We start from the raw sequence: 13,596 nt of genomic DNA on the forward strand, positions 1-13,596 counted from the left end.
GCAAGCCTTCGGCTCCGCTCAGGGCAAGCCTTCGACTCCGCTCCCTTCGACTGCGCTCAGGGAGCGGGAATACGGTTGCTGAGCGTAGCCGAAGCAACCGTTGATTGTGAAGTACCTTCCATCGAATGCGCTCCCCCTCGACTTCACTCAGGGCAAGCCTTCGACTTCGCTCCCTTCGACTGCGCTCAGGGAGCGGGAATACGGTTGCTGAGCGTAGCCGAAGCAACCGTTGATTGTGAAGTACCTTCCATCGAATGCGCTCCCCCTCGACTTCACTCAGGGCAAGCCTTCGACTTCGCTCCCTTCGGCTCCGCTCAGGGAGCGGGAATACGGTTGCTGAGCGTAGCCGAAAATCGGTTGCTGAGCGTAGTCGAAGCAACCGTTGATTGTAAAGGCCCTTCCATCTACTACGCTCAGGGAGCGGTAAAGAAAGAAAAAGATTCCACGTCTCCCGCCGGGGCTGGAGACGTGAAATGACAGGCCGGTGCAAACACTTTGAACCATGATTGGCTTGATTTTGGGATTAAAAGGATTTTCTTTTCTACTCTCCCAAATTTCTCTTTAAAATGAAGAATAAATTCTTATTGGCGTAAAAAATCATGTAAATCCTTCAATCCTGTTAATCAAGGTTCAAAAATTACCCCTAAACTCCTAAACTCCTAACCTTTATCACGCGTCACGCCTTCTCAAAACCTTTTTACCTTAAAAATGCCATACCTTTACAGAATGTATTTTAAACTCAGCCAGGCGGCAGCTAAAAACCGATGCAAAAGAGCGCCGGAATCCACTCCGGGAAGCCCATTTTTACCACATTTTTACGAATTTTTCTCTTTTTAAGAAAATAACCATTCCGATGGACATTTTTTTTTTGTAAATTATCGTTCCATTGCTTTCAAATTATGGAAAGTAAAATTGGCGATAAGGAATTCTTTACGGAGGAATCATGACTGAAGCATTGAAACAAAGCGTACGGAACGATCGGGCTGAACTGGAAAAGCTTTTACAACGATTGATCCAGATTCGCAGTTACAGCGGAGAAGAAAAAGAGATCGTCGAATTCATCCAGCAAACCATGCAGGCTTATGGATTTGACGAAGTATTGGTGGATAGCCTGGGCAGCATCGTGGGGCGAATTGGCGACGGGCCAGTTAAAATCATGTTCGATGCGCACATCGACACGGTGCAGGTAACCGATTCAGAAAACTGGAACTATCCGCCGTTCGAAGGTAAAATCATCGACGGCAAAATTTACGGTCGCGGTACGGTGGATGAAAAACCGGCCATGGCCGGCTATCTGATCGCCGGCAAAGCGATTAAAGAACAGTACAAAGGCAAAGCGCTGCCCTTTACCCTGTACGTGGTGGGATCGGTGATGGAAGAAGATTGCGACGGCTATCCCCTGCTGCATTTGATAGAAAAAGATGGCATCCGTCCGGATTATGTGCTGTTGGGCGAGCCCACCGACCTTAAAATTTATCGTGGGCAGCGCGGACGCATGGAAATCGAAGTGTCCACCTTCGGTAAATCGGCGCATGGCGCACACAACCAGCACGGCATTAACGCCATTTACAAAATGAGTAAAATCGTCGATCAGATCGAACAATTAGATAAACAGCTGGAGCCGGTAGAACCATTGGGTAAAGGCTCCATAACGGTAAGCGAAATTTCCAGCAAAGGGCCGTCTCTTTGTTCGGTTCCGGATTTTTGTCGCATTCACATTGACCGCCGTCTGACGTTACATGAGGATAAAGAGACAGCGCTCGATCAATTGCGAGAAATCGCTCAAAAGCTCAACATTCAGGCCGAAATTCGAATTCCCCATTACAGGGGAAAAAGCTGGAAAGGAACGGAATTTGAACAGGAAGCCTACTTCCCCACCTGGCTTTTGAAAGAAGATCATCCACTGCTCAAAGCGGCCCGGAGCGCGGCACAGAAGGTATTTGGTCGGGAAGTTAGCACGGGCGTGTGGAGTTTTTCCACCAATGGCGTGGCCACCGCCGGAAGATTAAATATCCCCACTTTTGGCTTTGCGCCCGGCCGGGAAGAGCTTTCACATTCCGACCGCGAAGAACTTTCGCTGGACGATCTGGCAAAAGCCGCTGAATTTTACGCCGTTTTTCCCTTTGTTCTTGCAGAAACAATCAATAAAAAATAGAAGGAGAAATCCATGGAAACCAGATTAAAAGGAAAGCATTTCATCACCACTCAGGATTGGAGCGTTCAGGAATTAAAAACGTTGTTTACCCTGGCCAGGCAATTAAAGGTTGAATACGCGGCCGGTAAATTCCACAAAATTTTAGAAGGCAAATCACTGGGCATGATCTTTTTTGATCCGTCCACACGCACGCGCACCTCTTTTGAAGTAGCCATGACGCAGTTAGGCGGCCACAGCATCTTTTTTGCGCCGAATACCATGCAAATTTCCCACGGCGAAGGCGCCAAAGATACGGCCAAAGTGCTTTCCGGCTATCTGCAGGGTATTGCCGTTCGCTTTTGTAAATACGGCGAGGGCAACCGCTATTTGAACGAATTGCGTGAGCACAGCAAAGTGCCGATTGTTAACATGCAATGCGATGTTTACCATCCGGCGCAGATTCTGGCCGATTACCTGACCATTACCGAACATTTTGGCGAAAACACACGCGGACTTAAGATCGGCGTTAGCTGGACCTCCGCGCCCAATTACGTCCGTCCACTTTCGGTGCCCCAGAGTTTGATTTTATTGATGACGCGCTTTGGGCTGGATGTGACCCTGGCGCACCCGCCGGAATTCGAGCTGATGCCGCACATCGTCGATCAGGCCAGGAAAAATGCGGAAGAAGCCGGCGTCAAGTTTGAAATCAGCCATAAGATGGAAGATGCTTTTGAAGATGCAGACATTGTTGTGCCCAAATCGTGGGGGCCGCTGGTTCACACTCAGGACGAAGCAGAAGGTTTAAAGCTAATCGAAAAGTATCCCGACTGGATTGCCGACGCAAAACGAATGGCGCTGACCAAACCGCATTCTCTGTACATGCATCCCCTGCCCGCCGATCGGGGCAAGGAAGTAACGCCAGAGGTGATCGACGGGCCGCATTCGGTGGTTTATCAGGAAGCCGAAAATCGTCTGCATGTACAAAAAGCGTTACTTTCACTAATCATGTAAAGCGCAGTCATGGAAAATCGATATTTTTACCGATGCACTCAGTGCGGGCGGGAGTACGCCGCCCGCCATATTGAAACGCAGTTTGTTTACCTGTGTCCGCACTGCGGCCGCGCTGAACCAAACGCTCCGTTAACGGGCGTTCTGGAAGTGATTTACGATTACAAACAAATTGCGGGCGTCCTTTCCATGCAGCGTTTTTTGACGTTCCGTCCGGGCGTTCCCTGGCAGTACCCGCAGCTCTGGCCGCTTGAGTACGATCCCGCAACCCTGCAGCTTAAAGGCCTTGAACCGCGTCTGCTGCACAATTTAACTCTGCCCTCCAATCAGTTGCTGGAATTGGAATGGGAGGGACGCGCCTTTAGCGTTCTGGATGAAACGCGCAATCCCACGTTTTCTTTTAAAGATCGGGCCAGCATTCTGGTTGTGTTAAAGGCCATCCAGATGGGCGTCAAAGAAATCGCCGCCGCATCCACCGGCAACGCCGGTTCTTCGCTGGCCGGCATTTGCGCCAGAAGCGGACTTAAGGCGCAAATCTGGGCGCCGCAGGCCATCCCGCAGGCTAAACTGTTGCAAATCAAGGCCTACGGCGCAATCATCCACCTGGTGCAGGGCGATTATGATCTGGCCTTTGACCAGTCCATTGAGATCAGCCGTCAAAATCAATGGTATAATCGTAATACGGCTTACAATCCCCTGACCATTGAAGGTAAAAAATCGGCGGCTTTCGATCTTTTTATTCAAACCAACGGTCGACTGCCGGACGTCATTTTTGTGCCTGTGGGCGACGGGGTGATCATCTCCGGTCTGTTTAAAGGCTTGCGGGATTTAAAAGCGCTGGGCTGGATTGAGCGCCTGCCGCGTCTGATTGCCGTGCAATCTTCCGGCAGCGATGCCCTGGTGCGTTACATGCAGGAGGGCAAATTTGTTTTTAAAAAAGCGAATACCCTTGCCGACAGTATTTCCGCCGGTGCGCCCCGCAACTTGTACCTGGCCGCCCGCTCCGTTCGTGAAAGCCAGGGCCAGGCCATTGCCGTGAGTGATGAAGCAATCGTTAAAGCCCAGATGATTCTGGCACGAAAATACGGTCTTTTGGCGGAACCGGCGGCCGCGGCTTCCTTTGCCGGTTTCTTAAAATTATTAGCCGAAGCTAAATTAGATCGTAGCGAACGCCCCCTGTTGCTGTTGACCGGTAACGGACTCAAAGACGTGGAAGCGCTAAAAAGGATTGGCGAGTTCGGAACCGCAAGGTTCAGCAACGGTACAAAGGAAACAGGCGACGTGCAATAACCGCCCTGGTAAAACGCCTGAAGATTGAAGCTTAAATTAAATAAAAATCAGGAGTAAGAAATGGATAACTGGAACTGGGAAGTACAAAACGAAGATTATCTGAAGAGAACCATTAAACGTTGCCGGGAAAATAAAATCATCTTACCGACATTTGAACAATTAAAACATCCGGAGACCATTCCGGCCGAAATTCAGGAAGAATTGACGCACATTGATATGGAAGAGCTGCATCCTCTAAATCTTTTTCGCATTCACTGGCGCAATGATCCGGTAAGCGGAAAGATCGGCGACTACAATTATCTGGAAATCCCTCCGGAAATCACCGGCGTACGGGCGCGCATCATCGGCATGGTGGGCAAGCACTTCCCCACCGGCGCGCACAAGGTAGGGGCCACCTACGGCTGTCTGGCGCCCTATCTGGTGACCGGCCGCTTTGATCCGGAATATCACAAGGCCGTCTGGCCTTCCACCGGCAATTACTGTCGAGGCGGCGTGTTTAATTCTGCCCTGCTTTCCGTGCACTCCGTGGCCATTCTGCCCGAGGAGATGAGCCAGGAACGCTTTGACTGGCTGCGCGAAAAAGGAGCCGAGGTGTACGCCACTCCCGGATGCGAAAGCAATGTTAAGGAAATTTACGATAAATGTCATGAACTGGCCGCACAAAGCGATGAATATCTGATCCTCAATCAATTCGATCAGTTTGGCAACGCCGTCTGGCATTATGAGATTACCGGCTACGCCATTCAGGAAATCTTTAAAAAAGAAAAGTCCGGCAGACAACGATTGAGCGGCTTTGTCAGCGCCACCGGTTCGGCCGGAACCATTGCCGCTGGCGACTATTTGCGAACCCAATTTCCGCTGATTAAGGTTTTAGGCGCAGAAGCCCTGCAGTGCCCTACCCTGTTGATGAACGGATTTGGCGGTCACCGTATTGAAGGCATTGGCGATAAACACGTGCCCTGGATTCATAATATTAAAAATCTGGATCTGGTGGCGGCCATTGACGATGAAGACGCCCTGCGCCTGCTCCGCCTGTTTAACGAACCCGCCGGACAGGAATGGCTGGCCGCTCAGGGCGTTTCGCAGGAAGTCATTGAAAAACTACCTCTTCTGGGCATCTCGTCCTGCGCCAACCTGCTGGCTTCTATCAAAATGGCCAAATATTACGAAATGAATGAAAATGACGTCATCTTTACCATTTTTACCGATTCGGTTGAAATGTACCATTCCAGGCTGGAAGAGATGAATCGCAACTGGGGGCCCTATTCCGAATTGCAGGCCGCTGTTGACTGGCACAGCGTCGTCTTAAAACAATCCATCGACTATCTGAAAGAACTGGATTACTACGCCCGAAAAACCATCCACAATCTGAAATACTTTACCTGGATCGAGCAGCAGGGCAAAGATGTGGAAGAATTGAACGCCCAATGGTACGATGAAGATTACTGGCAAAAACGCTTTTCCATTGTTCCCAAATGGGATGCCATGATTCGCCGTTTCAATGAACAGGTAATGGGCGGAAATGGTTTTTGAGAGCATAACACATGACGGGAATTTTGAACCTTGATTAATGGGATTACAGGATTTGCATGATTTTTTGCGCTGGTGAAAGTTTTTGCTCAATTTTAAGGAAAAATTGTGAGGGCGGAAAAAGAATCATGGTAATCCCCAAATCAAGCAAATCCTGGTTCAGAGTTTTGAACCTTGATTAATGGGATTACAGGATTTTCATGATTTTTTACGCCGGTGAAAGTTTTTGCTCAATTTTAAGGAAAAATTGTGGGGGCGGAAAAAGAATCATGGTAATCTCCCAATCAGGCAAATCCTGGTTCAGAGTTTTGAACCTTGATTAATGGGATTAAAGGATTTGCATGATTTTTTACGGCGGTGAAAGTTTTCGCTCAATTTTAAGGAAAAATTGTGGGGGCGGAAAAAGAATCATGGTAATCTCCCCCAATCAGGCAAATCCTGGTTCAGAGTTTTGAACCTTGATTAATGGGATTACAGGATTTGCATGATTTTTTACGCCAGTGAAAGTTTTCGCTCAATTTTAGGGAAAATTGTGAGGACGGAAAAAGAATCATGGTAATCCCCCAATCAAGCAAATCCTGGTTCAGAATTTTGAACCTTGATTAATGGGATTACAGGATTTGCATGATTTTTTGCGCCTGTGAAAGTTTTCGCTCGATTTTAAGGAAAAATTGTGAGGGCGGAAAAAGAATCATGGTAATCCCCCAATCAGGCAAATCCTGGTTCAGAGTTTTGAACCTTGATTAATGGGATTAAAGGATTTGCATGATTTTTTACGCCTGTGAAAGTTTTCGCTCAATTTTAGGGAAAATTGTGAGGACGGAAAAAGAATCATGGTAATCCCCCAATCAAGCAAATCCTGGTTCAGAATTTTGAACCTTGATTAATGGGATTACAGGATTTGCATGATTTTTTGCGCCGGTGAAAGTTTTAGCTCAATTTTAAGTAAAAATTTTGAGGGCGGAAAAAGAATCATGGTAATCCCCCAATCAGGCAAATCCTGGTTCAGAGCTTTGAACCTTGATTAATGGGATTACAGGATTTTCATGATTTTTTACGCCGGTGAAAGTTTTCGCTCAATTTTAGGGAAAAATTGTGAGGGCGGAAAAAGAATCATGGTAATCCCACAATCAGGCAAATCCTGGTTCAGAGCTTTGAACCTTGATTAATGGGATTACAGGATTTTCATGATTTTTTGCGCTGGTGAAAGTTTTCGCTCAATTTTAAGTAAAAATTTTGAGGGCGGAAAAAGAATCATGGTAATCCCCCAATCAAGCAAATCCCGGTTCAGAGCGGGCATCATTTCCACCGCCATGGCCGGTAACAAAAAGAGGTAAAATTAAAATGCGAAACGTAAACATCATTCGCAACGTGTTCATTCCTATTGGAAACAACGAATTGCAACTGGTCGATATCCATTTCGACGAAACCATCCATTCCATAGAAAAGCGGTTGCCTGAATCCGTTGCCTGGTCGGAGATAGCCGCGCCCGAGCAACGGGCGTCGTTCATCCAAAAAGTTTCGGCGCGTCTGAAGGCGGTGCAAGCTCCGGAAATAGACGGCCAGTTTCTCGTTTTGATGCCGGGAGCCATCGATCCTCACGTTCACTTTAACACGCCCGGCTTCGAGTTTCGCGAAGATTTTGATCATGCCTCGCTGGCCGCATTGTGGGGAGGCGTTACGACCATTATCGATATGCCCTGCACTTCTCTGCCGCCGGTGACCTCGCTCCCTAACATGCGCCGTAAATTACAGGCCTTACAAAATCGAGCCTACTGCGATTACGCTTTTTGGGGAGGCATTTCGGGAACGGACTTCTCCGATGGTCAACGCCTTAAACAGAACATGAAAGAACTGGTAGAAGCCGGCGTGATGGGCTTTAAGGCCTATCTCATTTCGGGAATGGAAAAATTCACCGATCTTAATGCCGGGCAAATGAAACAGGCAGCGGAATGGATTAAAGATTTGAACGTTCCGCTGGCCGTTCATGCCGAGGACAAAGAGCTGGTGGTCACGCGCCGCGGTCAATTTCAGGCGCAAGGCCAAAACGACTGGCAGGCCTATTGCTCGGCTCGCGACATCGAAGCCGAGGCCAGAGCGGTTTCGTTGATGGCCTCCATCGTCCGCCAGACTGGCGCCGCCGTTCACATCGTTCATTTAAGCTCCAAACGCGGGCTGGAAATCGTTCAAAATGCCCGAAATAACGACCTGCCCATGACCGCCGAAACCTGCCCGCACTATTTGTATTTTACGCAGCAGGACTTTAAACGTCCGCAGATCAGAAATTATTTAAAAACCGCTCCCCCCGTAAAATTTGCGGAAGATCGCGACGCGCTATGGCAGGGGCTGGCGGACGGCTCGCTGCTTTTTGTGACCACGGATCATGCCGGTTGCGATCCTAAAACGGAAAAGGTTTCCGAAAACTTCTGGCAGGTTTACGGCGGCATTCCCGGCGTGGAGCACCGCGTTCCCTTTTTATTCAGCGAGGGCTTTTTGAAAGGACGGTTAACCCTGGAACAATGCGTCAATCTGCTTTCCACCAATGCGGCCCATTTCTTTAAATTTAAAAACAAGGGCTCATTAGCCAGAGGAAAAGACGCCGATTTCGCCCTGATCGATCTATGGCACGGCTGGACGGTAAAAGCAGATGCAATGCACAGTAAGGGAAAGTACACGCCCTTTGAAGGCGTTGAATTTAAAGCGCAGGTGATTAAAACATTTTTACGCGGCGTCCTGGCCGTGAACCGGGATGAAAACTATCAAACAACAACGCCCATTGGCAAGTTTGTTCCCCGCAACTAAAGGTGGTAAAACAAAATTGGAGTTAATATGGCCTCGGCTAAAATAATCGTTAAAAATGCCTGGATCTGCCAGCTCGATGAGCAGGATAATGTGCAGCCTGTTTTCGGCGATCTGGAAATTCGCAACGGAAAAATTACGCGTATTCAACCGCTATCAGCGCCGTCGTCCACCGCGCCGGACGACGGAAAGACGCTGGATGCCGGCGGAAGGATGCTAACCGTTCCACAGGTCAATTTTCACGAACACATCTATTCGCGTCTGGCAAAAGGACTGCCCATCAGCGGGCCAATGAACAATTTCGTTCAAATTCTGGAAAGCCTTTGGTGGAAGCTGGATCGGCTGCTCGATCTGGAAATGGTTCGGGCCAGCGCGCAAATGGCTGCCATTGAGTGCCTGCAGAATGGCGTGACCTACCTGTTCGATCACCACGCGTCGCCGTTTGAAGCAAAAGGCAGTTTAAAAACCATTGCCGACGCGCTTCAGGATTTCGGTCTGCGCTCTGTGATGGCGTTTGAAATTTCTGATCGAAACGGTACAAAAGCTACGCAGGAAGCCATTGAGGAAAACGTGGACTTTATTAAATACGCGGCAAATGAAGAGGCTAAAGGCATGATCGGGCTGCACGCCCTGTTTACGCTTTCTGATGAAACGTTGCAAACGGTTGCCGAACATCTAAGCGAACTAAAGGCGGGCATTCATGTTCACGTGGCCGAAGATCGGGCGGATGTTGATTTTAATCGCCAAAAATACAATAAATTAATCGCCGAACGCCTGAGGAGTTTTAACCTGCTTAACGATCGTTCGCTGCTCATTCACGGCGTGCACCTAACCGCGGAAGATTACCGGATTATTCGTGAATCTGGCGCGGCGCTGGCTTACAATCCCGACTCCAATTTGAACAACGCCGTCGGGCTGCCCGATTATGGTAGCGTTCCGCAGGAAATTCCCGTTCTAATGGGCACGGACGGCATGCACGCCAATGTGGGCCGCTCTTTTAAGCAATGGTTTCTGCTGTTCAGGCATCAGGGAAATTCATTTGAACAGGCCTTTCAGCGCGTTCAAAAGATTTACAAAGATCAATTGCAGTTTGTGCGGCGCTATTTTCCCGATTTTACGCGTTTGCAGGCGGACCAGCGGGCAGATTTTGTCATCTGGGATTACCATCCGCCAACGCCGGTGACGGCGGATAACTTTTTCGGGCACTTTCTTTACGGCTTGCTGGAAAGTCCGCCGCACGCCGTTTTTCAGGCTGGCAGGCAATTGACGGAAGGACGCAAAATTTTACGCCAAAATTCAGACGAGATTTTTGCCCATATCCGTCAGCAGGGCAATCGTTTGTACGAGCGTTTTAAGGAAACGACAGTCTGAAAATTTTACTGTCAGCTTAAAAATGATTAAATTAAGCTATGGTTGAACAATACCATTTTTGATTGGCTGAATGGGTTGAGAGCCTGCACTGTGTGCTTGCACGGAGTGGTCTCTATTTAACTATTCAACCATTCAACTATTTAACCGTTCAACATAATAAAAGACGAACCAATTTAAGGAACAATATGAAAAGAGATTTTTCCATAGTTGGCAAACCGGTTGTGCGGCTTGATGGACTGGAAAAGGTCACCGGGCAGGCAAAATTTGCGGACGATTACAACGTACCGGGACAGTTGTTCGGCGTAATGGTGCGCGTTCCTGTGGCCCATGCCCGCATCCGTTCCATTGACTTCTCGTCTGTGGAAAATGATCCGTCGATTGTAACCATTTGCGCTGCCAAAGACGTGCCGGGCGCTCGAAAGGTAGGTGCCATTAAACAGGATCAGCCCATTTTTTGCGACGAAAAAATCGTAACGCCTGGCGATGTGGTGGCCATGCTGGTTGGTCCTTCGGAAGAGGCGCTTCTCACATTGCGCGATAAGGTAAAGGTGGACTATGAGCCCTTACCTGTTTTAACCGATCCTTTAAAAGCGTTAGAGCCCGACGCGCCGCTGATTCATCCCGATCAAAAATCCAATCTAATTGTTCATCATCGGGTGCGCAAGGGAAATATTGAAAAAGGATTTGAAGAAAGCGACCATGTTCTGGAGCAGACCTACACAACGCCCTTCATCGAGCACGCCTACATTGAACCGGAAGCCGTAATTGCCATCCCCCGCGAAGGCAACAAAGGCATTCACATTATTGGCAGTATTCAAAATCTTTATACCACGCGCAAAGTAGTGGCCGCCGTTCTGGGCTGGCCGCTGGCAAAGGTACGCGTTCAGCAGGCGGAACTGGGCGGGTCGTTTGGCGGTAAAGACGACATCATGAATATTCTGGCCTCTCGTGCCGCTGTGGCGGCTCTAAAAACCGGAAAGCCCGTAAAAATTCGTTACACGCGCGAAGACTCCATTCTGGAATCCTACAAACGACACGCCTATTACATGCGCTACAAGGTGGGCTTTACCAAACAGGGTAAAATAAAAGCGATGAAGATCGATATTGTGGCCGATGGCGGCGCCTACTCTTCTATGACGCCCTTTGTCACCTGGCGCTCCGTGGTACAGGCCACCGGACCTTACGAGGTGGAAAATGTGTGGACCGATGTTCGCGGCGTGTACACCAACAATCCGTATGCCGGCGCCATGCGCGGCTTTGGCTCGCCACAGCCTATCTTTGCCCAGGAATCCATTATGGATGAAATCGCCATTCAACTGGGCAAACGGCCTGATGAAATCCGCGAAATTAACGGCTTTAAAGCAGGATCTGTAACCGCCACCGGACACCAATTGCTCGACCACGATGTTAATCTTTTAACCGTTCTAAAAACAGCCGTAGAAAAAAGCGATTTTTCTCGTAAATGGCAAAAATACCAGCAGCAAAACAAACGCCTGGCGCCCATGGTTTCGGCCGGTATTGCCGCCAATCCCCAGAATCTGGTGCTTGGCAAAAGCGATTTGTTAGAACCGGAAGCGCAATTGCGTAAAGGGATTGGGCTGGCCGTCAGCTTCAGAGGTTGTTCGCTGGGCGCGGAAGGCATTGATGCGGTGGCCGCCTATTTGCTTTTGCAGCAGGATGGCTCTGCCCTGCTGCTTTCCGGTCTGGCCGAAAACGGTCAGGGAATGCGTACCACCTACGCTATTGTTGCTGCGGAGGTGTTGGGTATTGATCCGCAGGATATTTATTATCTGGATCAGGATACGCACCATGTGGGCGATAGCGGCCCAACGGTGGCTTCACGTGCGACCTTAATGGGCGGAGGCGCCACCAAAGCCGCCGCCGAAATTTTACGCCGTCGTCTGGAAGACGCCCTGCGCAAAAAATGGAATTTAACAAAAGACACCGAATTCATTTTTAAAGATCGCATCGTACGCGTAAAAGACGATCCGGATCGCGCCATGCCCTTTAGCGAGGTGTGTAATCTGGCTTATTCGCAGGGCGTCAATCTTTCTGCCATCGGCTGGTACGCCGGCCCTGAAGTTCACTGGGACGAGGAGTTCGGCCAGGGGCCGGCCTATTTTACCTATGTGTACGGTTGTCATGTGGCCGAGGTAACGGTTAATATGATTACCGGAGAGGTGTATGTGGATCGCGTGGTTGCCGTTCATGATCCCGGCACCGTTATTAACCTTCTGGGCGCACAGGGACAGGTTTACGGCGGCGTAACCCAGGGAGCCGGTTATGGTTTATGGGAAGAGATCAGCGTGGACGAAGGGTTCATTCGTGAACTGAACTTCGATCAATATTTAATTCCCACCAGCAAAGATATCGGGCCCATTGAACCGATCTTTGTTCAGGGCAACGATCCACACGGGGCGTGGGGCGCAAAATCACTGGGCGAACCAACCCTGGAACTGACGGCGGCAGCCATTGCCAACGCCGTGCGCAATGCCACAGGTAAACGATTTTTCCATCTGCCCCTCAATCTGGAAGAGATTCTATTGGAACACAAACTTTATCCCTGGTCTAAAAAACGAGGTAGTGTGTGATGATTCCTGAAATTGAATATTATAAAGCACAAAATTTAAAGGAAACACTGGAAGCGCTGGATCATTTCAACAGTGAGGCCCGCCTGATTGCCGGTGGAACGGACATTATTCCCGGCTTCCACATCAATTCCAGCCGTTTTCGCGACATTCATGTTTTAATCGATATTTCACAGGTGCCGGAACTAACCAACATCGAGTGGCAGGACGACGGTCTGCACATTGGCGGCGCGGCCACCTTTACTTCGATTGTCGAAAACAGCATCATTCAAGAAAAATACCCGCTGCTTGTCGCCTCCGCCGCACAAATAGGAAGCGTTCAAATACGTAATCGAGCTACCATTGCTGGTAACTTTGTGAACAACGCGCCCTGTGCCGATTCCGTTCCTCCCTTGCTGGTGTATGATGCGCAAATCGTAGTTCAATCTCTTAAGGAAACACGACGCCTGCCCCTGGCTGATTTTTTGCTGAAACCTTACAAAACTCAATTGCAACCGCAGGAAGTGGTAAAAGAAATCATTTTACCTGAATTGTTAGATGATTACAGGGGTGAGTTTTACAAGCTGGGGCGCCGCAGAGGCGTTTCCATCAGCCGCATTACGCTGGCCGTGCTCTTGCGGCTGGAAGGCAACATCATTAGCGATATGCGTATTGCCTCTGGCGCTGTAACGCCCATCGGTAAACGCTTTCCGGAACTTGAAAATCTGGCAAAAGGCAAACCGGCCGAAGAAGAATTTTTAAGAGAACTGGCTGTTTCGCTGGGCCGGCAGGTACTGGATATTACCGGATTACGCTGGTCTTCGGCCTATAAATTGCCCGTATTGCAACAAGCGTTTTTTAATATGATGCTTAAAATAATCTCAGGCAACAATTGAA

At 49.1% G+C, this 13,596-nt stretch carries 9 protein-coding genes; all 9 read left to right on the plus strand.

Going from position 1 to position 13,596, the window contains the following annotated elements; genetic code table 11:
• Positions 1-75 precede the first annotated feature (75 nt).
• The 9 genes from Cabys_RS20050 to Cabys_RS09905 all read left to right on the plus strand — a co-directional run bounded on the left by Cabys_RS20050 (position 76) and on the right by Cabys_RS09905 (position 13,595).
• Positions 76-477, plus strand: coding sequence for a hypothetical protein (locus Cabys_RS20050; RefSeq protein WP_071961276.1), 402 nt, complete (start codon positions 76-78; stop codon positions 475-477).
• A 466-nt stretch (positions 478-943) separates the two neighbouring features.
• The gene (locus tag Cabys_RS09870) at positions 944-2,155 is read left to right on the plus strand and encodes a YgeY family selenium metabolism-linked hydrolase (RefSeq protein WP_006930185.1); all 1,212 of its coding nucleotides are present in this window, start codon (positions 944-946) and stop codon (positions 2,153-2,155) included.
• Positions 2,156-2,167: 12 nt separating this feature from the next.
• Complete coding sequence (locus Cabys_RS09875; protein ID WP_006930186.1) at positions 2,168-3,145, plus strand: ornithine carbamoyltransferase; 978 nt, start codon at positions 2,168-2,170, stop codon at positions 3,143-3,145.
• 9 nt (positions 3,146-3,154) lie between these two features.
• Complete coding sequence (locus tag Cabys_RS09880) at positions 3,155-4,432, plus strand: threonine synthase (protein WP_006930189.1); 1,278 nt, start codon at positions 3,155-3,157, stop codon at positions 4,430-4,432.
• A 60-nt stretch (positions 4,433-4,492) separates the two neighbouring features.
• Complete coding sequence (locus tag Cabys_RS09885) at positions 4,493-5,965, plus strand: pyridoxal-phosphate dependent enzyme (RefSeq protein ID WP_006930191.1); 1,473 nt, start codon at positions 4,493-4,495, stop codon at positions 5,963-5,965.
• Positions 5,966-7,306: 1,341 nt separating this feature from the next.
• Entirely contained in the window at positions 7,307-8,764 is a 1,458-nt protein-coding gene (locus Cabys_RS09890) for a dihydroorotase (RefSeq protein WP_006930193.1), read from the plus strand.
• 27 nt (positions 8,765-8,791) lie between these two features.
• Complete coding sequence (locus tag Cabys_RS09895; protein ID WP_006930195.1) at positions 8,792-10,132, plus strand: amidohydrolase family protein; 1,341 nt, start codon at positions 8,792-8,794, stop codon at positions 10,130-10,132.
• Positions 10,133-10,317: 185 nt separating this feature from the next.
• Positions 10,318-12,723, plus strand: coding sequence for a xanthine dehydrogenase family protein molybdopterin-binding subunit (locus Cabys_RS09900; protein WP_006930197.1), 2,406 nt, complete (start codon positions 10,318-10,320; stop codon positions 12,721-12,723).
• The gene (locus tag Cabys_RS09905; protein WP_006930199.1) at positions 12,723-13,595 is read left to right on the plus strand and encodes an FAD binding domain-containing protein; all 873 of its coding nucleotides are present in this window, start codon (positions 12,723-12,725) and stop codon (positions 13,593-13,595) included. The genes Cabys_RS09900 and Cabys_RS09905 overlap by 1 nt, the downstream gene beginning before the upstream one ends.
• Position 13,596 lies beyond the last annotated feature (1 nt).

Origin of the sequence: Caldithrix abyssi DSM 13497, from assembly GCF_001886815.1 — a bacterium.
In the GTDB taxonomy this organism is placed as follows: Bacteria; Calditrichota; Calditrichia; order Calditrichales; family Calditrichaceae; genus Caldithrix; species Caldithrix abyssi.

Excerpts from the sequence above, each read along its gene's own strand:
- Cabys_RS09870 (WP_006930185.1), top strand. The coding sequence starts at position 944 with ATGACTGAAGCATTGAAACAAAGCGTACGGAACGATCGGGCTGAACTG.
- Cabys_RS09875 (WP_006930186.1), top strand. The coding sequence starts at position 2,168 with ATGGAAACCAGATTAAAAGGAAAGCATTTCATCACCACTCAGGATTGG.
- Cabys_RS09880 (WP_006930189.1), top strand. The coding sequence starts at position 3,155 with ATGGAAAATCGATATTTTTACCGATGCACTCAGTGCGGGCGGGAGTAC.
- Cabys_RS09885 (WP_006930191.1), top strand. The coding sequence starts at position 4,493 with ATGGATAACTGGAACTGGGAAGTACAAAACGAAGATTATCTGAAGAGA.
- Cabys_RS09890 (WP_006930193.1), top strand. The coding sequence starts at position 7,307 with ATGCGAAACGTAAACATCATTCGCAACGTGTTCATTCCTATTGGAAAC.
- Cabys_RS09895 (WP_006930195.1), top strand. The coding sequence starts at position 8,792 with ATGGCCTCGGCTAAAATAATCGTTAAAAATGCCTGGATCTGCCAGCTC.
- Cabys_RS09900 (WP_006930197.1), top strand. The coding sequence starts at position 10,318 with ATGAAAAGAGATTTTTCCATAGTTGGCAAACCGGTTGTGCGGCTTGAT.
- Cabys_RS09905 (WP_006930199.1), top strand. The coding sequence starts at position 12,723 with ATGATTCCTGAAATTGAATATTATAAAGCACAAAATTTAAAGGAAACA.